Origin of the sequence: Pseudomonas medicaginis, from assembly GCF_965119365.1 — a bacterium.
Lineage (GTDB): Bacteria > Pseudomonadota > Gammaproteobacteria > Pseudomonadales > Pseudomonadaceae > Aquipseudomonas.
In genome coordinates, this window is record NZ_OZ221631.1 from 3,376,956 (window position 1) to 3,397,684 (window position 20,729).

General features: G+C 59.9%; 21 protein-coding genes and 1 pseudogene. 9 read left to right on the forward strand and 13 right to left on the reverse strand.

Going from position 1 to position 20,729, the window contains the following annotated elements:
* Window positions 1-7: 7 nt before the first annotated feature.
* The 3 genes from ACMTA2_RS15010 to ACMTA2_RS15020 form a co-directional block, all read right to left on the reverse strand.
* Window positions 8-1,774 carry a S8/S53 family peptidase gene (locus ACMTA2_RS15010; protein ID WP_413795461.1) on the reverse strand — a complete coding sequence of 589 codons (1,767 nt, stop codon included), beginning with the start codon at window positions 1,772-1,774 and terminating at the stop codon, window positions 8-10.
* Between the two features lie 97 nt (window positions 1,775-1,871).
* On the reverse strand, window positions 1,872-2,438 hold the full coding sequence (locus ACMTA2_RS15015; protein ID WP_413795462.1) for a DUF6630 family protein: 567 nt from the start codon (window positions 2,436-2,438) through the stop codon (window positions 1,872-1,874).
* Window positions 2,439-2,475: 37 nt separating this feature from the next.
* Window positions 2,476-2,769 carry a hypothetical protein gene (locus tag ACMTA2_RS15020; protein ID WP_413795463.1) on the reverse strand — a complete coding sequence of 98 codons (294 nt, stop codon included), beginning with the start codon at window positions 2,767-2,769 and terminating at the stop codon, window positions 2,476-2,478.
* A 205-nt stretch (window positions 2,770-2,974) separates the two neighbouring features.
* Here ACMTA2_RS15020 and ACMTA2_RS15025 point away from each other — a divergent pair, with 205 nt between their 5' ends.
* Window positions 2,975-3,280: an NIPSNAP family protein gene (locus tag ACMTA2_RS15025; protein WP_413795464.1), complete on the forward strand. Its 306-nt coding sequence runs from the start codon at window positions 2,975-2,977 to the stop codon at window positions 3,278-3,280.
* A gap of 85 nt (window positions 3,281-3,365) precedes the next feature.
* Here ACMTA2_RS15025 and ACMTA2_RS15030 read toward each other — a convergent pair.
* Window positions 3,366-3,756: pseudogene (locus tag ACMTA2_RS15030) on the reverse strand (NAD(P)H-dependent oxidoreductase); the annotation flags it as partial.
* Between the two features lie 128 nt (window positions 3,757-3,884).
* Between ACMTA2_RS15030 and ACMTA2_RS15035 the strand changes: the two are divergent.
* Window positions 3,885-4,601: a class I SAM-dependent methyltransferase gene (locus ACMTA2_RS15035; RefSeq protein WP_413795465.1), complete on the forward strand. Its 717-nt coding sequence runs from the start codon at window positions 3,885-3,887 to the stop codon at window positions 4,599-4,601.
* A 23-nt stretch (window positions 4,602-4,624) separates the two neighbouring features.
* On the opposite strand, the gene ACMTA2_RS15040 is transcribed toward ACMTA2_RS15035, so the two are convergent.
* Together ACMTA2_RS15040 and ACMTA2_RS15045 are read right to left on the reverse strand one after the other, a co-directional pair.
* The gene (locus tag ACMTA2_RS15040) at window positions 4,625-4,786 is read right to left on the reverse strand and encodes a DUF2986 domain-containing protein (RefSeq protein ID WP_413795466.1); all 162 of its coding nucleotides are present in this window, start codon (window positions 4,784-4,786) and stop codon (window positions 4,625-4,627) included.
* Window positions 4,787-4,822: 36 nt separating this feature from the next.
* The gene (locus ACMTA2_RS15045) at window positions 4,823-5,761 is read right to left on the reverse strand and encodes a hypothetical protein (protein WP_413795467.1); all 939 of its coding nucleotides are present in this window, start codon (window positions 5,759-5,761) and stop codon (window positions 4,823-4,825) included.
* Between the two features lie 320 nt (window positions 5,762-6,081).
* On the opposite strand from ACMTA2_RS15045, the gene ACMTA2_RS15050 reads away from it, so the two are divergent.
* Window positions 6,082-6,633, forward strand: coding sequence for a cytochrome b (locus tag ACMTA2_RS15050; RefSeq protein WP_413795468.1), 552 nt, complete (start codon window positions 6,082-6,084; stop codon window positions 6,631-6,633).
* 19 nt (window positions 6,634-6,652) lie between these two features.
* Here ACMTA2_RS15050 and ACMTA2_RS15055 read toward each other — a convergent pair whose 3' ends face one another.
* Window positions 6,653-7,681, reverse strand: coding sequence for an alpha/beta hydrolase (locus ACMTA2_RS15055; protein WP_413795469.1), 1,029 nt, complete (start codon window positions 7,679-7,681; stop codon window positions 6,653-6,655).
* A 25-nt stretch (window positions 7,682-7,706) separates the two neighbouring features.
* Complete coding sequence (locus ACMTA2_RS15060; protein ID WP_413795470.1) at window positions 7,707-8,153, reverse strand: cyclophilin-like fold protein; 447 nt, start codon at window positions 8,151-8,153, stop codon at window positions 7,707-7,709.
* Window positions 8,154-8,278: 125 nt separating this feature from the next.
* Between ACMTA2_RS15060 and ACMTA2_RS15065 the strand changes: the two genes are divergently transcribed.
* The 5 genes from ACMTA2_RS15065 (at window position 8,279) to ACMTA2_RS15085 (ending at window position 14,593) form a co-directional block, all read left to right on the forward strand.
* The gene (locus ACMTA2_RS15065; RefSeq protein WP_413795471.1) at window positions 8,279-9,172 is read left to right on the forward strand and encodes a LysR family transcriptional regulator; all 894 of its coding nucleotides are present in this window, start codon (window positions 8,279-8,281) and stop codon (window positions 9,170-9,172) included.
* A 294-nt stretch (window positions 9,173-9,466) separates the two neighbouring features.
* Window positions 9,467-9,949: a formate dehydrogenase subunit gamma gene (locus ACMTA2_RS15070; RefSeq protein WP_413795472.1), complete on the forward strand. Its 483-nt coding sequence runs from the start codon at window positions 9,467-9,469 to the stop codon at window positions 9,947-9,949.
* Complete coding sequence (locus ACMTA2_RS15075; protein ID WP_413795473.1) at window positions 9,943-11,502, forward strand: formate dehydrogenase beta subunit; 1,560 nt, start codon at window positions 9,943-9,945, stop codon at window positions 11,500-11,502. The genes ACMTA2_RS15070 and ACMTA2_RS15075 overlap by 7 nt, the downstream gene beginning before the upstream one ends.
* Entirely contained in the window at window positions 11,499-14,375 is a 2,877-nt protein-coding gene (fdhF, locus tag ACMTA2_RS15080; RefSeq protein WP_413795474.1) for a formate dehydrogenase subunit alpha, read from the forward strand. Before ACMTA2_RS15075 ends, fdhF begins: the two co-directional genes overlap by 4 nt.
* Complete coding sequence (locus ACMTA2_RS15085; RefSeq protein WP_413795475.1) at window positions 14,372-14,593, forward strand: formate dehydrogenase subunit delta; 222 nt, start codon at window positions 14,372-14,374, stop codon at window positions 14,591-14,593. Before fdhF ends, ACMTA2_RS15085 begins: the two co-directional genes overlap by 4 nt.
* Before the next feature lie 88 nt (window positions 14,594-14,681).
* On the opposite strand, the gene ACMTA2_RS15090 is transcribed toward ACMTA2_RS15085, so the two are convergent.
* The 3 genes from ACMTA2_RS15090 to ACMTA2_RS15100 form a co-directional block, all read right to left on the reverse strand.
* On the reverse strand, window positions 14,682-15,206 hold the full coding sequence (locus ACMTA2_RS15090) for an AidA/PixA family protein (RefSeq protein ID WP_413795476.1): 525 nt from the start codon (window positions 15,204-15,206) through the stop codon (window positions 14,682-14,684).
* 335 nt (window positions 15,207-15,541) lie between these two features.
* A complete protein-coding gene (locus tag ACMTA2_RS15095) occupies window positions 15,542-15,862 on the reverse strand; it encodes an isochorismate lyase (RefSeq protein WP_413795477.1) in 321 nt (106 codons plus the stop codon).
* Between the two features lie 60 nt (window positions 15,863-15,922).
* Window positions 15,923-16,441, reverse strand: coding sequence for a cysteine hydrolase family protein (locus tag ACMTA2_RS15100; protein ID WP_413795478.1), 519 nt, complete (start codon window positions 16,439-16,441; stop codon window positions 15,923-15,925).
* Window positions 16,442-16,804: 363 nt separating this feature from the next.
* On the opposite strand from ACMTA2_RS15100, the gene treA reads away from it, so the two are divergent.
* Window positions 16,805-18,430 carry an alpha,alpha-trehalase TreA gene (treA, locus tag ACMTA2_RS15105; protein ID WP_413795479.1) on the forward strand — a complete coding sequence of 542 codons (1,626 nt, stop codon included), beginning with the start codon at window positions 16,805-16,807 and terminating at the stop codon, window positions 18,428-18,430.
* Window positions 18,431-18,588: 158 nt separating this feature from the next.
* Here treA and ACMTA2_RS15110 read toward each other — a convergent pair whose 3' ends face one another.
* Together ACMTA2_RS15110 and ACMTA2_RS15115 are read right to left on the reverse strand one after the other, a co-directional pair.
* Window positions 18,589-19,542: a sensor domain-containing diguanylate cyclase gene (locus ACMTA2_RS15110; protein ID WP_413795480.1), complete on the reverse strand. Its 954-nt coding sequence runs from the start codon at window positions 19,540-19,542 to the stop codon at window positions 18,589-18,591.
* A gap of 3 nt (window positions 19,543-19,545) precedes the next feature.
* Window positions 19,546-20,556, reverse strand: coding sequence for a response regulator (locus tag ACMTA2_RS15115; RefSeq protein ID WP_413795481.1), 1,011 nt, complete (start codon window positions 20,554-20,556; stop codon window positions 19,546-19,548).
* Window positions 20,557-20,729: the final 173 nt, after the last annotated feature.

A 20,729-nucleotide genomic window follows, 5' to 3' on the forward strand; every position in this document is an offset into this window, starting at 1 on the left:
TTGACTTTCAACGCACGCGATCACGGCTTTGCGCGGCCAGGTCCAGGGCCTTTTGCATGTCCAGCCGCGCCGAGCGGCCGACGTCTTTGTCGTTGAGGTGATAGCGTCGCTCCGACGGCAGGATGGGGGCGGTGAGGTCTTCGGCGTCCATCTGTTCGAAGTCGTGGTTGTCGCCGATGGTCATGGCGCTGCGGCGTAGCAGCATGCGCAACTGCTCGGGTTGCAGTTGCGGATTGATGGACAGCATCGCCGCCAGCAGGCCCGTGACCATGGGCGTGGCGTAGGACGTGCCGCAATGCACTGCGCCTTGCTGGTCGGTGTTGGTCGTCGAGGCGTGGGTGCACGCGGCGGCGGTGATATCGACGCGCATGTCGACGTTCGAGGAGCTGCGCTTGACCGCATAGGCCGGGTCGTCGACGGCGACGCCAGTGCGTTCGCTGCGCTGGTGTCCGCCGACCACCAGCAATTGCTCGGTGATGAAGGAGGAGGGCAGGCGGTATTCGTCGCTGCCCGAGAACGAAGAACCATTGCCGGCGGAGTTCACCACGATGACGTCGGGATGTTCCTTGCGCAGCCAGAGGAAGAACTCCTCCAGCAGTTCTTCGTAGCCGCCCATGGCGATCCCCGAACGCAGCAGCGAATCGACGTCATCGCCCTTGATGTCTTTGGCGCCGACGCGGTGGATACCCCAGCTCCAATTGAGCACGCGCACGCCGTCTTCCACGAGGTTGACCGAGGCTGCGATATTGGCGGTGATGCCGGCATCGGAATTTCGTTCGACGATGACCTCGAAGCCACCGCTGGTTTTGTCCAGTCCGCGAAGGAAACCGGTGTTGCCGCTGTCGTCCCAACGCGCGGCGAGGATGCCGGCGACGGTTGTGCCATGGTTGTCCGGTTGGTCTGCATCTCGGGCGTAGACGCAGGTGCGCGGTGGTGAGCAGGCACCGAGGTAGTCCGCGAAGTCCGTCGTGTCGAAATCCACATCGCGCTCGATCAGGCCGATGCGCACCGGTTGCGGCTGGATGGGTGGCTTTCGCCCGGGGATGCGCCGTTGGTAATAGTTCACCGCGTCGAGAAAGCGATTCGCGGCCCATTCATCGGAGTCCAGGGCCGGCTTCTTCGGTTCTTCAGGATGGGTTGCGGCCTGCTCGGTTTCTTCCGCCGCCGACTCCTCGATCACCACGGCATCCACGCCGGTCTCGCTGCCCAGGCGCAGCACCAGGGCGTCACGTTGCATCAAGTCCTTGGCCGGCAGGCGAAGTTGGTACAGGTTCAGCGGCGCGATGCTGCCGACCACCGTTGCCCCAAACTTGCTGGCCAGGCGCTCGGCTTCCTGACGGCCATCACGGTCTTCCTCGATCAGCACGCTGACCAGGTCGACGTAGGTGGTCAGGCCGTCCATGTTCTTTGCCACTTCGTCCGGGCCGGCGGCCAGTACATGACTGTTGCGCAAGGTCAGCCAGGCGGCATTGCTGCTGCGTGGGCCGTCTTCCAGCCAGAGCGGGCCGCTCTGGTAATCGGCGCTGTCCAGGCGCAAGCGCAGGTTATTCCCTTCACGCCGGACTGTTTCTGCGGGTATCGCCTTTGCGCCCAGTTTCAGTTGCGGCGCTCCGTCGCCCAGCCCGCGCACTGTCAGGCACCAATCCTGGCGCTGGCTTTGCAGGATGTCGCCGCAGCGTTTCAGGCTTTCCAGGCGCAGGGGTTCAGGCACAGCGGCTGCCGTGCTGGCAGCCAAAGAGAACAACGTAGCGAGGGCAGCGGATCGTAGGGGCATGAGCCAGGTTTCTTTGCCAAGGGTCTTGTTGCTCCGACTGTTACGGGGCTCGCTTCGTTCAGCGCAATAACGCTACCCAGTGATGACGCCTCTTCGTTCAGAAGCTATCGAGGCGTACTTCAACACCTGCTTGCCGCGCGAGCTCGATCATGGCTTCAACCTGGCCGGTATCGGCGATGAACCCCACATATTCGTCGCCACCAGAGTCCAGGTGCAGGTAGCGTTTGTCGAACGCCGCCAGCCACTGGTCAAAACTGGCCAGCGTCTCCGGCATTGATAGCGTGCCCTCGTGCCGATAGGTGTAAGCCTCTTTCACCCCGCTAGCGCTCACCAGGTAAGGCGCCAGATATTCGAAACCATCAAAGCCTTTCCAGTCGACGCCGAGCAAAGCCAAGTGTTCGAGCTTCTGGCCCCGGTCTGTATCCAGCAATCCTTCCACCAGCGCTGAGACTGGCTCTTGGCCCGAGCCGTATAGGCGCAGCACGCGCCGAACCAGCCTGGCGCGCTCGTCTTCCGGCATGCGGGCCAATAGGGCTTGAGCAAATGCCTTGAGCTCGGAGCGATAGGGATGCAGCTCCCGCATGATCGCCGCGTCGCTGACAGTCGTTTCCTCCGGTGGCGGCAGCGTAAAACGGCCGCCGAACAAGCGATCAAGAATGCCCATTTTCTTTCCTTGAATTGTTCATCTTTCCAGTCAACCGTTACCCGCGCCCAACATGAACACGATACCTGATATCCCGATCAAAACTGTCTTCCGGGTTTTCATAAGCTTCGAGTGTTTCCAAGAACCCTGTGCGCTCAAGACTCGCCAGATCCTCAACGGTCCAATCAAAGGGGAAGTCGCTGGAAAAGCTTTCACCCTGATATTCAACCCATCGGAAAACCGGGAAGGGCAGGTAACCGAGCCACTCTGACCGATAGGTGATCTCGTCGGATTCGCCGCTCGTCACCACGGCGTGGACCTTGTTCTTGATGGTTGCTTGGCGTTCATCCATGGTGTTTCGATCCTGGTTGATGATTGATCGCGGGCAAGCGCCGCATTTGGTTCTTTAAGCGCTAGATCATGACAGGGGGTTACTGACCCTGCCTCGGTGATGAGATTGAGCGAGCAACGAAGTTGTTCGGCCAATGGCAATCCTCGACGACATGCCTCGTATCCTGTGTAGAATCCGTTTTTTTAGTTTTCAAAGGATTGAGCCCATGATTACTTGCCATGTCAGGTATGTCATTGACCCCTACCAGATCCCAGCTTTCGAGAGCTACTCGCGCCAATGGATTGAAGTGGTGACTCGAATGGGGGGCGTCCATCATGGCTACTTTCTTCCCGCCGAAGGCGCCAACAACATCGCCTACTGCCTGTTCAGCTTTTCCAGCCTGGCCGACTACGAAAACTATCGAAGAAAAACCGACCAGGATCCAGCGTGCGTTGAATTGGTGACCCAGGCGACGGAACAACGATTCATTCTGAGTTATGAGCGTAGTTTCCTGCGCCCCGTCCTGGCTTGAGCGGGTGGCTGCTTGCATCAATGCCAGATTTCAAGCCATGAGCCAACGTTCGTTAAAGTCCTACATCACACCGAAGAACCTATCACTATCGCTGCGCCTGGATAGACCTCTGGTTAACGCGTTTGGAGAGCGCTTCGGCGCTTTCCTTGCGCTCGGAGTAGCGGTCGACCAAATAGGTTTCTCTGCCGCGTACCCGCAAGGTGAACTTCATCAGTTCCTCCATGACATCGACGATCCGGTCGTAATAGGACGATGGCTTCATGCGCCCGGCTTCGTTGAACTCAAGGAAGGCTTTGGGGACGGAGGATTGATTGGGGATCGTGACCACGCGCATCCAGCGACCCAGCACGCGAAGTTGGTTCACCGTGTTTAAGGATTGTGAGCCGCCGCATACCTGCATCACCGCCAATGTCTTGCCTTGGGAAAGGACGAACCGCGCCCAGCGCGAGCGGGATCCAGTCGATCTGTGCCTTGATGGCTGACCGCGCAAAATTCTGCCGATGGAAACCGATATTCCTTGTGGGAATGCCACGCATAAAATTAATGAATTTTTATTATTCCTAAGCGAGGCGTAGCTTGATTTCAGCACATGGAGAACTGCGCCTTGAAATCATCCTCGTTTAATTCAGCGGAAAAATTTGATACCTCACGGGCCAACGAGTACGGCCGGCAGAGCCGCATTGCGCTCGCTGGATACGACGCCTGCCAGGATCTGGCGGCGTGCATGCTGGCGGCGACCCTTGGGAACGTGGGCTCGGCGAAAATACTGGTGGTGGGCGCTGGCGGTACGGCGCAAGAGATCATTGCAATGGCCAAGCTGGAGCCGGGTTGGCGCTTCACTGCCGTCGATCCGTCGGGGCCTATGCTGGAGGCCGCGAAGCAGCAATTGGCTGCAAACAACTTGCTCGGAAGAACCGCCCTGCATCTTGGGCATATTGAAGACCTGGTAGCCAACGGGTCGTACGATGCTGCCACCTTGATCGGTGTGCTCCATCATCTCGATGGGGATGAAGCCAAGTTGAAAATATTACGGTCCATCCAGGCACATCTAAAGCCGGGAGCGCCGCTGGTTGTCGCCGGGAACCAATATGCGTATGCCAGTCAACCGTTACTCCTCGCGGCCTGGGGGCAACGGTGGCGACAGCATGGCGCCAGTCCGGAAGAAGTGACGGTCAAGCTTGGCAAGATTCTTCAAGGCGCCGACCCTCCACATTCCGAGGCTGCGGTTCAAAAACTGTTGAGTGATGCAGGATTCGGCAGTGCTACCCGGTTCTTCAGCAGTCTTTTCTGGAGCGCCTGGTTAACGTGCAAAACGGCCTGAGGATGGAGCTTCAGCGACGTGAATCAGCTTTCCGGCGGCGTGATGGGTGCGTCACTGGCTTCAGCCGCAAGTTTCAGTCGGTCGGCTTTGCTGATGTATTGAGTCTTGCTTTTGGGGGCCAGTTTGGCACTGGCTTTTTTGGCGTTAGCCTTCAATAACTGGTTTATTTTCTTGCGGCGATTCATGGTGTTCTGCTCAGCATGTCAATTTTCCGGATGGTATCAGCTTTCCGTTTTCTCAGGATTTTTCCTCATTTTTGCAGAGGGCTTCACACGGCGCTCGATAATGATCGAGTCATTCGGGATTTCCAACCGGATCGCCGTTTCCTCGGCGTGCATTTCAATGAGCGTCGAGTTGCCCACGCCTCGGAAAATCACCGTCGCGTTTTCAAATTTCTTGTAATTTTCCAGTGGGGAATCCTTGGGAGCTGGCAATAGATTGGCGTAAGGCGGTTTCACCAGAATCGTTGCCCTTTCTATACGTATCTGCGCGAAGCTCATGGCCGCTTGCAGCAAGTCCGAAGTCACGCCCCCCATGAGAAGGGGCGTCAGGAGGATGACTCCAACGATCACCGCCCTGGTTCTTTTCAAGGGTTTCATTTCGGCGTGAGGATTCTGGTCAGGATGTTCGAAATCGACGACTTCAGATGCCGATGGCTGCGCTGCTTGTATTTTCTTGTTCTGCTCCAGGTAGGAGGAGTAAACGATGTACTGAAAAATGGGCAGGAGGATGAGCTGAATGTGTTCCAAAGGGCTTTTATGGGTAAGGAAATAGATGGTCAGCGCGCCGCATATTCCAAAAAACACCGAGAGGAAGGTTATTTTTGGTCGTTTGAATTCCAGTATGGGTTTTTTATCGGTGATTTTTCCATGTAGCCAGACGAAGCTTCTAAGCACGGGTATGAAGAACGGCGAAAGTAATATCCCTACAGCCGTGACGGAGACTGAAAAATAAACACAAACCAGCCCAAAGCAAAACGCCGCGACCAGAAATAACAAACTGTCTCCAACGGATACGCCTTGCGGGTAATGACCGTTGCTCAGTAAATAACTGACGATGCACGTGCCGCCAATCAGTAATCCGATTTTTGCCGACAGGGAGAGTATTTTTGTTGCGATCTCTATCTGTTTTTCGAGTCCGGTGGGTGCTTCCCGCATCATGGAATCCTCCTTGATATTAAGCTGCAGATGGTCGCTCCCGGACGCATCTATCCGTAGAGAGCATAGCGATGCTTTTGGTTTTTCGTGGCGCGTGAGTGCGCGGAGAGTGGGGGCGAGGCTGGCGAATGTTTCCCATGAGCCTCTGGAGGTGATCGCGGGTTCGCACTTGGTAGCAGCGTCTAAAGGTAAAAAAACGCCTTGAAATGTCGGTCTTCAGACTGCCTTAAGACTTTACCCGCAGGTTGGCAGCATCGCTTCCCAGCGACCGGATCGTGCTGCCGAATGAGTCGGCAGTCCGTCAGACTTTCTTGAGGCGCGTTATGACCCGCGATATTGCTGTAAACCGTTATGGAAAACTGTCGATGACGCTGCACTGGTTGATGCTGGCGCTGTTCGTCGGTGTGTATGCCTGCATTGAAATCAAGGGCCTGTTACCCCGTGGTAGCACCGGGCGAAGCCTGTTCCTGGGGTTGCACGGGCTCTTCGGGCTGAGCATTTTTGCACTGGTTTGGGTTCGTCTGTTCGGGCGCCTGACGCCGCGTCCGCCAGTCAAACCCGCGCCGCAGGCCTGGCAGACGGGTGTTTCCCACTTAATGCATGCGGCCCTGTATGGCCTGATGATTGCGACACCCGTACTGGCCTGGTTGATGCTGGCCGCCGGAGGTAAGCCCGTACCGTATTTCGGGTTCTTCTTGCCAGCACCGGTGGCGGTGGATCCCGATTTGGGCAAACAGCTCAAGTATTGGCACGAATTGCTCGGCAGCAGTGGCTACTGGCTCATCGGCCTGCATGCGGCGGCGGGGCTGTTCCATCATTACTGGGTGGGTGACGATACCCTGGCCCGGATGCTGCCGGGGCGAAACCGCTCTTGACTACTTTCCCGTCCCGTTGTCATCTCAGATTGTTTTGGAAAAAGCTCGTCAGCTTATCGAACGGAATGAGGTCGACCCGATCATAAAGATCGACATGGCCTGCCCCGGGAATGATGACAAGTTCCTTGGGTTGACCGGCGAGCTTGTAAGCCTCTTCGCTGAACTCCCTGGAATGAGCATCGGCGCCAGCAATGAATAACATCGGATGAGGCGAAATGGTCTCGATGTCATTGAGCGGGTAGAAATTCATGAACTTGACGTTGCTGGTCAGCGTTGGGTGCGTGGTCAGGTCTTGGGACGAGCTCGATGGCGTGAACTCACCGCGCGGCGTGCGGTAGAAGTCATAGAACTCACGTTGGATAGGATGAGTATTTTCATCCAACTGATGCACCGTACCGCTGGTGTAAAGCGTTTCACCACCTGCGAACTCCACATTACGCTGCTGTGTGGCTTGGGCGATGATAGCCCGGCGTTGTTCAAGCGTTTGGGAGTGCTTCAATCCGTTGCGATTGACGCCACCCATGTCATACATGCTCACGGTTGCAATGGCCTTCATGCGTGGGTCAATCTTGGCAGCACTGATCACGAAGCTGCCACTGCCGCAGATGCCGATTGCGCCAATCCGCTCTTTATCGACAAAAGGCTGGGCGCTGAGAAAGTCCACTGCGGCGCTGAAGTCCTCGGCATAGATATCCGGCGAAACCGCATTGCGCGGCTGCCCCTCGCTTTCGCCCCAGAATGACAAGTCCAGGGAAAGGGTCACGAAGCCTCTTTCTGCCATTTTCGTGGCATAAAGGTTGGCGCTCTGTTCCTTGACCGCGCCCATCGGGTGGCCTACGACAATCGCCGGATTTCTGGTCTTGCCATTGAGTCTCTTCGGGATGAACAGGTTGCCGGCTACGTTCATTTGGTACTGGTTCTTGAAATTGACCTTTTGTACGGTCACGTCGTCGCTGGTATAGAAGTTATCCGCGCCGCTGGACATATCGGCTCCTATTGCTGAGAGCGAACTGATAAGAAGGGTTAATAAAACGATGATCTTTTTCATTGGGAATCCTGTCGATGCGGAGTAATCAGTTTTTGGAAAACGTCACTTGCACACCCCGCCGACCCAGCGCTTGAGCCAGTCTTGCGGCGTCGTCCACACGCCCCAGGCGCGTGTATGCGTAGGTTGAATCGAAGTCCGTATAGAAGACGACCAGGGTGTCCGGGCCATACAGCATCAGATCGCCGTTGTGGATCGTTCCCGGCTTGCTCGCTTGGGTAGGTAGTGCTTGGGGGAGGGTGGCGTACTTTTCATTGCGGTTGAGTTCACTCATGTCCAATGTCAGTGGCAATAACGCGACAAGCGCGCGGGCAGCTCCGTTGTCGGCCAGGGTGATGGCGATGCGTTGTTCCCCGACGGTCATCCACATGCCCGTGTTCTCCGTTAGCGAAGACGCCGATGCGGCTTCATTCATTGTCGAGTAGCTGCCGAGCACGAGCATTGAAGCCAGCAAACCAAGCCAGGTCGCCCTCATCGCAGTTCTGCGTCCGTTCCTGTTCATGGGGAACATGGTGAACGACGTGCAGTCACGCGACTAGCTAATGAATGCTTAAGAAGGCTATAAGCAAGGCTAATTAATTGGCTTAGATGTGCTTCACCATGATCAAAAGAAATCTCAATGATCTGCTGTCTTTCGTCACGGTCGCGCGCGAAGGCAGCTTCACGCGCGCTGCCGGGGCATTGGGTGTCACACAATCTGCACTGAGCCAGGCGATCAATGGCCTGGAAGCACGCTTGCAGATCCGGTTATTGACGCGAACCACTCGCAGCGTTTCGCCGACCATCGCTGGCGAGCGACTGCTGCAAGCGATAGGCAATCGCTTCGATGAAATAGAAACCGAGCTGGATAGGCTGACGGAGATGCGCGACAAGCCCGCGGGCACCGTACGCATCACCTGCGGTGATCATGTCTTGCGCACGACCTTGCTACCCAAACTTACTGGGTTGCTGCACGACTACCCGGATATAAACGTTGAATTTGACGTGTGTTACGGATTTCGAGACATCGTGGCGGATCGGTTTGATGCTGGTGTGCGCCTGGGGGACACCATCGACAAAGACATGGTTGCCGTTCCGATAGGCCCTCCATTGCGGATGGCTGTCGTCGCTTCGCAAGCGTACTTCGCCGCCCACGCCATTCCCAAGACCCCCCGCGACCTGATGAGCCATCGCTGTATCAACCAGCGCATGCAGACATCCGGCGGGCTCTATGTCTGGGACTTTGAGCGGCGAGCCAAACAGGTGAACGTGCGAGTTGAGGGCCAACTCATTTTCAACACGTCGACTCATATCGTGCAGGCGGCAGTGGCCGGGCTGGGGGTTGCCTACCTGCCAGAAGAAGAGTTTGAACCGTACCTGCAAGAAGGTCGGCTGGTGCGAGTGCTGGAAGATTGGTGTCCGCCATTTTCAGGCTACTATTTGTACTATCCCAGCCGGCGACAGCCTTCGCCTGCGTTTACATTGGTTGCCAATGCATTGCGCCAAGTCATCTAAGAAGGCCGATTGACAGTTCAGCCGGTGAATCAGGACTTTGCGCATCGTCCACCGGGCCAAGTTATCAAGTAGTCGCTTTCAGAACACGTTTCGTCGTCCATGTGCAATCGCCAACCCCCGGGAGTGGCAAGCTGTGAGGATGCCCCGGATCAGGTGCGCCAAAGACACCTGGCCGGAGAGCGAGAATGGCGATCGGATGTGCCACGCGACCGTGACGTGGGCCGGACGCCGCAGCCAAGACTCCGGACGGCTGCCGCTATGCGGCGGTGTCGTTCGAGATGCCGAGGTACGTTTATGCCCGATGAGACGCTTCACCTGCCTTTGATCCACAGCGTGCTTGCGCGCGAAAAGGACACCCCCGGTGCCTTGCTGCCTATTCTCCATGCCATCCAGGCAGGCTGCGGGTATGTCCCCGACAGTGCCGTCCCGGAGATTGCCCACGCCCTGAACCTCAGCCTGGCTGAAGTGCGCGGGGTCATCAGTTTCTACCACGATTTCCGTACCACGCCGCCGGCGCGCCATACCCTGCGCCTGTGCCGGGCCGAGTCCTGCAAGAGCATGGGGGCCGAAACCCTGGCTGCGCAGTTGCGTGAGCAACTGTCGCTGGATGATCACGGCACCAGCGCCGACGGCAGTATCAGCCTGCGGCCGGTCTATTGCCTGGGCGCCTGCGTCTGTTCGCCGGCCCTGGAGCTGGACGGGGAGTTGCATGCGCGGATCACGCCCGAGCGTCTGCGTCAGTTGGTCAATGATTGCATGGAGGAGGGCGCATGCTGACGCTCTGTATCCCCCGCGATTCGGTAGCCCGTGCCGTGGGCGCGGACAAGGTGGCCGATGCGTTGGTCCTTGAGGCTGAGCGTCGACAGTTGCCGTTGACGGTGTTGCGCACCAGTTCTCGTGGCCTCTATTGGCTGGAACCGCTGGTGGAGCTTGACAGCGCCGGCGTCCGGCTGGGCTTCGGCCCGGTCACGCCGGCCGATGTGCCGGGCCTGCTGGATGCCCTGGCAGGCGATCCCGGGAGTCATCCGCTGGCCCTGGGGCCGGTGGAGGAGATTCCCTATCTCAAGAGCCAGCAGCGCCTGCTGTTCGCTCGCGCGGGCATCACGCAACCGCTGTCCCTGGACGACTACCGTGCCCGGGGCGGCTTCCTGGGCCTGGCCCGGTCCATCCAGATGGATGGCGCGGATGTGGTCGCCAGCGTGCTGGATTCCGGCCTGCGCGGCCGCGGTGGCGCGGCGTTCCCGGCGGGCATCAAGTGGCGCACGGTGCGCGATGCCGTGGGCGCACAGAAGTATGTGGTGTGTAACGCCGACGAAGGCGACTCCGGCACCTTCGCCGACCGCATGTTGATGGAAGGCGATCCCTTCCTGCTGATCGAAGGCATGATCATCGCCGGCCTCGCCGTGGGCGCGACGATGGGCTACATCTACGTGCGCTCGGAATACCCGGACGCCGTCAGTACACTGAACGACGCGCTGCACATCGCCCGTGAAGCCGGTTACCTGGGCGCGAACGTCGACGGCAGCGGCCGCGCCTTCGAGCTGGAAGTGCGAGTCGGCGCCGGTGCCTATATCTGTGGCGAGGAAACGGCGCTGCTCGAATCCCTCGAGGGCAAGCGCGGCACGGTTCGCGCCAAACCGCCACTGCCAGCGATTCAGGGCCTGTTCGGGTTGCCGACGCTGGTGCATAACGTGCTGACCCTGACCTCGGTGCCGATCATCCTGGAGAAGGGCGCGCAGTTCTATCGCGATTTCGGCATGGGCCGCTCCCTGGGCACGATGCCATTCCAACTGGCCGGCAACGTCCGTCACGGCGGCCTGGTGGAACGCGCCTTCGGCCTGAGCCTGCGGGAATTGGTGGAAGGTTACGGCGGCGGTACCGCCAGCGGCCGGCCCCTGAAGGCTGCGCAAGTGGGCGGGCCGTTGGGGGCCTGGGTGCCGCCTTCGCAATTCGATACGCCGTTGGACTACGAAGCGTTCGCCGCCATGGGCGCGATGCTCGGCCACGGCGGCGTGGTGGTGGCCGACGACAGCCTGGACATGGCCCAGATGGCTCGGTTCGCCCTGCAGTTCTGCGCCGAGGAGTCCTGCGGCAAGTGCACGCCGTGTCGGATCGGCTCCACCCGTGGGGTGGAAGTGGTGGATCGCTTGATCGCCAGCTCCGAAGCCGGTGACCGCCAGGAACAGGCCCTGTTGTTGCAGGACCTGTGCGACACCCTGCAGTACGGTTCGCTCTGTGCCCTCGGTGGGATGACGTCCTACCCTGTCGCCAGCGCCCTCAAGCATTTCCCCGCCGACTTCGGTCTGGCGACCACGGAGGCCGACCAATGATCACCATCTTCGATCCCAGCACCGATATCGACCTGGGCACCCCGGCGCGTGAAAGCGATGTGCAGGTCAGCCTGACCATCGATGGGCGCGAAATCAGCGTCGCCTCCGGCACCTCGGTCATGCGTGCCGCGGCGTTGCTCGGCACCACCATTCCCAAGCTCTGCGCCACCGACAGCCTGGAGGCCTTCGGCTCCTGCCGCATGTGCCTGGTGGAAATCGACGGCATGCGCGGCTATCCCGCGTCCTGCACCACGCCGGTGACCGAGGGCATGGTGGTGCGCACGCAAACCTCCAAGCTCGCCACACTGCGGCGCAACGTGATGGAACTGTACATTTCCGACCACCCGCTGGACTGCCTGACCTGCTCGGCCAATGGCAACTGCGAATTGCAGACCGTGGCGGGGCAGGTGGGCCTGCGGGAAGTGCGCTACGGCTACGAAGGGGCCAACCACCTGGCCGAGGCCAAGGACGTTTCCAACCCGTATTTCGACTACGACCCGAGCAAGTGCATCGTCTGCAACCGCTGCGTGCGTGCCTGCGAGGAAATCCAGGGCACCTTCGCCCTGACGATCACCGGACGCGGCTTCGACTCCCGGGTGGAAGCGGCCGGTGGCGAGAACTTCCTCGATTCCGAATGCGTGTCCTGTGGCGCCTGCGTGCAGGCGTGTCCGACGGCGACCCTGATCGACAAGAGCGTCGTGGAAATTGGGCAGCCGGAGCGTAGCGTCATTACCACGTGCGCCTACTGCGGCGTGGGTTGCTCGTTCCGCGCCGAAATGAAAGGCGAACAACTGGTGCGCATGGTCCCGGACAAGAACGGCCAGGCCAACCACGGCCACTCTTGCGTCAAGGGCCGCTTCGCCTGGGGTTACGCCACGCACCCGGATCGCATCACCAAGCCGATGATCCGCAAGCACATCAACGATCCATGGCAGGAAGTCAGCTGGGACGAGGCGGTCACTTACGCCGCCAGTGAACTGCGTCGGATCCAGCTCAAGTACGGGCGCGACTCCATCGGCGGCATCACGTCCAGCCGCTGCACCAACGAAGAAACCTATCTGGTGCAGAAACTGGTGCGCACCGCGTTCGGCAACAACAACGTCGATACGTGTGCCCGTGTTTGCCATTCGCCTACCGGTTACGGCCTCAAGCAGACGCTGGGCGAGTCGGCCGGGACCCAGAATTTCGACTCGGTGATGAAGGCCGACGTCATCCTGGTGATGGGCGCCAACCCCACCGATGCGCACCCGGTGTTCGGCTCCCAGCTCAAGCGCCGCCTGCGTCAGGGGGCACGGCTGATTGTCATCGACCCACGGCGCATCGACCTGGTGGATTCGCCCCATGCCCGCGCCGAGTTGCACTTGCAACTGCGTCCAGGCACCAACGTGGCGATGCTCAACGCGTTGGCCCATGTCATTGCCACCGAAGGCTTGATTGACCAGCCTTTTGTCGAGGCCCGCTGCGAGGCGGCGGACTTCGCCCGCTGGCGCGACTTCGTCAGCCAGCCGGAAAACGCGCCCGAGATCCTGGGCCCGGTCTGCGGCGTGCCTGCCGAGCAGATCCGCGCCGCTGCACGGCTCTACGCCACCGGCGGCAACGCGGCCATCTACTACGGCCTCGGCGTCACCGAGCACAGCCAAGGCAGCACCTCGGTCATGGGCATCGCCAACCTGGCCATGGCCACTGGCAACATCGGTCGCGAAGGTGTCGGGGTGAACCCGCTGCGTGGACAGAACAACGTCCAGGGCTCCTGCGACATGGGTTCGTTCCCCCACGAACTGCCCGGCTACCGGCACGTTTCCAACGATGCGGTCCGCGCCGAGTTCGAGCAGGCCTGGAACGTTACCCTGCAACCTGACCCGGGCCTGCGTATTCCGAACATGTTCGAGGCCGCGCTGGACGGCACCTTCAAGGCGCTTTACTGCCAGGGCGAGGACATTGCCCAGAGCGACCCCAATACCCAGCATGTGACGGCCGCGCTGTCCGCTCTGGAATGCGTGATCGTCCAGGACATCTTCCTCAACGAGACGGCCAAGTTCGCCCACGTGTTCCTGCCGGGCAGCTCGTTCCTCGAGAAGGACGGCACCTTTACCAACGCTGAACGCCGCATCTCCCGCGTTCGCAAGGTGATGGACCCATTGGCCGGCAAGGCCGACTGGGAAGCCACCATCGCCCTGGCCGACGCCCTGGGCTACAAGATGCACTACAACCATCCTTCGGAAATCATGGATGAGATCGCCCGCCTGACGCCGACCTTCACCCGCGTCAGCTACGCCGAACTGGAGCGTCACGGCAGCCTGCAATGGCCATGCAACGATGCGGCGCCGGACGGCACGCCGACCATGCACATCGAGCAGTTCGTACGCGGCAAGGGCCGTTTCATGCTCACCGGCTACGTGCCCACCGACGAGAAGGTCAACAACCGCTATCCGCTGCTGCTGACCACCGGCCGAATCCTCAGCCAGTACAACGTCGGTGCCCAGACCCGGCGCACCGACAACGTGGCCTGGCACGAGGAAGACCGTCTGGAAATCCATCCGACCGATGCCGAGAACCGCGGGATCGTCGACGAAGACTGGGTCGGTATCGGCAGCCGTGCCGGGCAGACGGTGCTGCGCGCGAGGGTGACCGAGCGGGTGGCGCCGGGCGTGGTCTATACCACGTTCCACTTCCCGGAATCGGGTGCCAACGTGATCACCACCGACAACTCCGACTGGGCCACCAACTGCCCGGAATACAAGGTGACGGCGGTGGAAATCGTGCGGGTCAGCCAGCCTTCTGAATGGCAGAAGCGTTACCAGGCGTTCAGTGATGAACAAGGTCGCCTGCTGCGCGAGCGTCGTCACGCCGAGAAAGCCGAGGTGCGCCGATGAGTTCTGACAGCCTGATCAAGATGGCCAACCAGATCGGTCAGTACTTCGCCACTGAGCCGGACCATGCGGTGGCGGTGCGTGGCGTGTACCAACACATCAAGAGCTTCTGGACGCCGGCCATGTGCCGCGACTTGATGTCCTGGCAAACGAAACATCCCGAGGCTGTCCTGCATCCGTTGGTGTTGGCGGCATTGATGGAGTTTGAAAAAGCGGCTTAGGAAGGAAATGCTGTAGAACCTGCACACAGCCCCGGCCGACGCCCTCGTCAACGACGAAGGGAACCGACCGGGGCTGTGTGCATTTCAGTTATTGATTATTGACGGTGATGTAGGGATCCCATGTGTTGTTCGGGCCGATCTGGTTCAGGTTACGGTCCAGCAGAACGAAGACGATTTGGTACCAGAGCTTTCCCGGGCTCAGTGCAGTGGACTGCCAGATGGTATAGGTCACATCGGTCTTGGCAATGCCTCCGGGGGCGCCATTGTCCAGATAGGGCACTGGAATGCCGGGGATATTGAAAGATTGCGGGGTCGAGATGGTGCCCTTGTAATCACCGCCCTGATGAGGGTCGCCGATCAGGACGTTTTTGATCAAGGCGATGCGGTCGAAGTTGCGCGACAGCGTGGTGGCGCGCCAACGAATGATGTCACCGGGGTTTACGTCGAACCACAACTCGTTGCCACCTTCGCCGGTGTTGCCGCTGGCATGGCTGTCGACGGCACTGCGGGTCACCAGCATGGCAATCGCGCCGCCTACGTCGTTGGGGTGGGCGAGCAGGTAATCGGCGTCAACGTTGACGAGCACATCAATGGTTTGGGTCGATCCAGACATTTTGTTGCTCCTTGAGGGAATGACATTGACGACCGCGCCTGCAAAGGCGTCCGGGCCACCCGGTCCTTGGGTGCGGTCTCGAGAGGAACGATAGGTGATAGCGTTGTGGTGTCAAATTTCGAAGGCATGACGTTGGCGAAGCAGAGCGAAGCGCAACGCAGCCAAGGCTTTGATTTACCTCTGGTGTGTCCGATCACTCAATGGATTTCAGGTGGTTTGCGGGTGCTTTCAGTAGCCAAAGGCGTACGGACGTTGTCGGCGATTGCGCCCGATCTCACCGCAGGGTAGGGCGGTGGGCAAGGGGACAGGCGCCCTTGCCACCGAAGCAGGAAAAATCAGTGCCGTGCTTGATCAGCCGCCCAGTGCTTCATTTCTTCGGCAATGAAGTGATTCACCAGGTCGCTGTACATTTTTTCGATGGCATCCGGGCTCAGGCCCTCGGCCTCGGCCCATTCCCGCCGTGTCGCCAGCATGGCCTTGAAACGCTCCGGCGCACGTACCGAAGTGGCCGAGGTCTTGAACTTCGAGGCCGCGAGCACGTATTGAAAGCGCTTGCCCAACAGTTTGATGACCGCCTGATCGAGGGCATCGATTTCGCTTCGGATGTCTTCCGTGTTGACGCACTCCGAGGGTTGCAGACGATTGCGGACTTCCATGTAGATCACTCCTTTGGTATGAACAGGGTCGACCCAGTCAGGTCGATGTGCAGATGTGAACTAAAAATGCCAATCCTCGGCGCGAACGACCCGGCAAAAGGGGCCGGCCAACGTTGCGTTGTGATGCGCGATGATCACTGGCGCCTTCACGTCCGGCGTGTCGGCGCATGTATGACCGTCGGCGATCAGCACGGCATCGAAACCCAGGTCCCGGGCGGCGCGGCATGTGCTGTCGACACAATACTGGGTTTTCATGCCGGCGATCACCACGCCCTCGGCACCACAGGCCCGCAACTGCTCGACCAGACCCGTCATGGCAAAGGCATTGGGGCGGCTTTTTTCGAAAATCACCTCGTTGCCTGCCAGCCGCAGCTCCGGCAGCAGTTGCGTCAATGGACTTCCCGGTTCGATGGGCGAACCAGGCGGACCGACATGGCGAGCCAGGAAGATGGGGGCTGCGGCGTTGCGAGCCTTGGTCAACAGGGCATTTAGCGTATCCAGCAGCACTTCGCCTGCCCAGGGTTTATCCGGGCCGTGAAACAACCCCACTTGCATATCGAGAATCAACAGTGCGTGCATCGTGCTTTCCTTGCGTTTGAGCCAGAGACGCAAGGGCAAAAGAAAAGGCCCTTACCATCACTGGCGGGCCTTTGAGAGACGTGTGTTATTCGTTCACGCCACCTCACGACCCTCCTGGGCGGTCGTGGTCGTGGTGGTCGAGGTCATCCATGGGCGATTCATGGTGCTGACAATATCGGCACACCCTGGGGTTTGGCAAGCGGGGGTGTGAGCTTGCTTATGAAAACGGTGGAGCAGCCCGTAGAAAGGTTGACGGTGCCGTGCAAGCTCGTAAAGGAGGCTCGGGCTGGCCGCCATTTTGAACCCTGGTCCAGTCCGACGGGTCACTCGTTTGTCAGGAACGAAAACAGGATGGACCCTCTGATGCGCCTCATTGACCTTGCCAGCCTCTCCTTTGCCGCGCTGCTATGCGTGGCCTGTTCAAGCCAACCGCCAGCAACCTGGAGCCATGCCGACGCCCAGGGACGGACCGTTCTCCCCCCCGACCAGGCCTATCCCGAGCTTTTTGAAGCGGTGCAGCGCGGGCAAGTGTTCACCGACCAGAAGCATTTCGTGGACGCACTGCCCAACCGTGATCCGGCCCAGATCCGCGCCGATTACCTGGCCCAGCGTGGTCGCGATGGCTTCGATATCAAGGCCTTCGTGAAAGACAACTTCGTTGAATCCGGCGAAGCCGAAAGTCCGGCACCCAAGCCTGGTGCTCCGATCAAGGAGCACATCGACAGCCTCTGGCCGGTGCTGAGCCGGTCCTACGCCCAAGTTCCGGCCTACAGCAGTTTGTTGCCGTTGCCGCAGCCCTACGTGGTGCCTGGCGGACGCTTTCGCGAGATGTACTACTGGGATTCGTATTTCACCATGCTGGGGCTTGAGCAAAGCGGCGATAAGGCCCAGGTCCGCCAGATGATCGATAACTTTGCCTACATGATCGACACCTACGGCCACATCCCCAACGGCAATCGCACCTACTACCTGAGCCGGTCGCAGCCGCCATTCTTCGCCTACATGGTGGAGTTGCAGGCGCGTATCGAAGGTGACCAGGCCTATAGGCGATACCTGCCACAGTTGCAGAAGGAGTATGCCTATTGGATGGAGGGTGCCCAGGCTCTCAAGCCCGGTGCGGCCAACCGGCACGTGGTCAAGCTCGCCGATGGCAGTGTGCTCAACCGCTATTGGGATGCCAGCCCGACGCCTCGACAGGAATCCTGGCTGCAGGATGTCAGCACCGCCGAACAGGCGCCGGACCGTCCCAGGGAGGAGGTGTGGCGTGACCTGCGCGCCGGTGCCGAAAGCGGCTGGGACTTCAGCTCGCGCTGGTTGGACGATGGCCAGCGCCTGGCGAGCATTCGCACCACGGCCATTGTGCCCGTGGACCTCAATAGCCTGATCTATCATCTCGAGCACACCATCGCCAAAGCCTGCGCGACGGTGCAGAACACGCCCTGCGTCCAGGCTTACGGCCGGCGCGCCGAACTGCGCCAGCGGGCCATCGAGCAGCATTTGTGGAATGCCGATAAAGGCTTCTACGTGGACTATGACTGGCAGCGCAACCAGCAACGCCAGCAACTTACGGCAGCGACGCTTTTCCCGCTGTACACGGGGCTGGCTTGCGCCGAGCACGCCAAGCGCACTGCCGATGCGGTACGTGATGGTCTGTTGCGTGCCGGGGGCATCGCCACCACCCAGGTCAGCAATGGCCAGCAGTGGGACGAACCCAATGGCTGGGCACCGTTGCAATGGGTCGCGGTGCAAGGACTGGACCGATACCGGCACACCGCCCTGGCGCAACAGATCGGCAGTCGCTTCTTGCAACAGGTCGAGAACCTCTACCGCAAGAAAAACAAGCTGGTGGAGAAATACGACCTGTCCGGGCGGGGCGATGGCGGAGGCGGTGGCGAATATGAGTTGCAGGACGGCTTCGGCTGGACGAATGGAGTGACGCTCAAGTTGCTGGGTAAAAAGGGTGAAGCCTCCCCAAGCCTTGGCGAGTGAATGCCAGTGAACCTATGTGGGAGCGAGCTTGCTCGCGATGACGGCGTGCCAGTCACCCTCAATGCTGCTGAACCAACGCTATCGCGAGCAAGCTCGCTCCCACAAGGGATGTGTGGTGGGCATCAAATTTCACCGTCATCCTGGAAAAAGTGGGCTCGCTATTCATGCACTGTCACCCGATTGCGTCCATTCTTCTTCGACGTGTACAGCGCCTGGTCCGCCCTGGCGATCAGGTCGGCGTGGTTGTTCGAGGGCTGGCTCAGGTCGGCCACTCCCAGGCTGACGGTGAAGCGGATAGTCTGGTCATTGAACTCCACTTCCAGCGCTTCAACAGCCTTGCGCAGGCGTTCGGCGAACATCCGTGCGCCCGCCATGTCGGTGTCTGAAAGCACCACGCCGAACTCTTCACCGCCATAACGGCCGGCCACGTCGGACTCGCGCACATGCTCGCGCAGCAGCCTGGCGACGTGCTCGATGACCTGGTCGCCCGCCTGATGACCGTAAGTGTCGTTGACCCGCTTGAAATGGTCGATGTCGAGCATCACCAGGCTCAACGCATTGCCGTAGCGATGATGCCGGGCGTAGGCGGCTTTCAGGCTGCTCTCCCAGTGACCGCGGTTATACAACCCCGTCAGTCGATCTGTGCTGGAGAGTTGCAGCAACTGTGCGTTGGCCGCCTGGAGCTGATGCCGGTTCGTGGCGACGTCGGTAACGTCATAGATCACCAGGCAGATGTGCTTGATGGTGTTGTCGGGCGAGCGCAGCGGCAGCAGCGTGGTGTTCTGGTACATGAACGCTTCCTGGCCGGTGATCGGCTGGTAGCTCTTGAACCGCATCAGGTACGGGCGCTGCTCCCAGACCGTGAACGCGGGTGTGCCCAGGGTCGCGACGCTTTCCACCTTGCGGCTGAACCATTGGCGATCGATTTCAGGGAACAGGCTGAAAAAGTGCTGGTTGTGAGCGTCCTTGGGCTGCACCCCGGAGCGGTTCTCCATGAAGGTGTTCCACACCTGCACGCGGTACTCGCGGTCGAGCACCACCACCCCGACGTCGATGCTCTGAACGATGGCCAGCAACCAATGGAATTCGTTCAGATCGATGGATTCGCTCATGGCTCAGTTCATCAAGTAGGCGAGTTTATGGGTCAACCGTTCGATGGAATCTTCCGTAAACAGCAGCAACAGGTCGAAACGGATATCGTGCCCCTCCAGGCTGTAGCTGATTTCCACCGCCAGGGTCTTTTTCCAGTGCTTGCTGTTGTCCCGGATCAGTTCCTCGATGGCCGCGTGCTGGCCGAGAATCTGCGGGTGGCCCTGGGAAAACACCACGTCGATCTGTTCGGCAATGCTGTTCAGGCACGCGCCGATCAACACGCTGGAAAGGTCCAGCAGCATTTCCAGGTCCGAATAATCGGCGCTCTGGCGCTGCATCAACTGCGCGATGTCGGTGATCTCCGAGTCGTGGAAGATCAGCAGGGCTTCGCCGGCGATGCCGCTGCCGATAAAGCCCTGGCAAATGGCGGTGAGTTGTTGGGAGCTGCCGACGTCGTTCAACGCCATGTGCAATTCCCCGACCTCGAGGAGGTTCACGTTCGGCACCGGCAGTTGCACAAAGACCCCCAATACCTTGGCGATCAGGGCCGCCGCCCGGCCGATGGCCACGTTGACCGTTTCGCGGAACACATCGTGAAAGCCGATGGCCGTGTGGGTGGCCGAACGGCTCTGCTGAGGGAGCGTGCCAGGTTGGGTCAGTAGCCCCAGCCTAGCCAGCGTCTGGCGCAGGTCGTTTTCGTCGAACGGTTTTTTCAGGAACGCCAGGGCGCCCAGCTCGAGCACGCGGCGCACCGCTTCATCCTGGACGTCACCGGAAATAACGATGACCTGCGCCTTCAAGCCCTCGTCGCGCAAGGCGCTCAACACCTGGTAACCATCCATTTCCGGCATGGTCAGGTCGAGCAACACCACGTGCCCCAGGCCCTGGCGTATGGCGTCCATGGCCTGGCGCCCATTGACCGCCTCGGTGACGGTAACCGGCCAGTCTGCCGGCAATGCACGCAACACTTGTTTGCGCGCCATGTTGGAGTCGTCACACACCACCAGGGGAATCAACGACACAGGGATGTCCATTGGCAATCAATGGCGGGGAAGGCGGTCCTACGGAGTTCATTCATAGGCTTGCAGAGACCCTTTGACTGACGAACCGGGTTTATCAAGCGTGCGTCCCGCACGAGAAACTGCAGGACACCGTTGCATTAGAAACTGGACCAATAAGTCAGGGGCGTCAACTGCACTTCGTCATT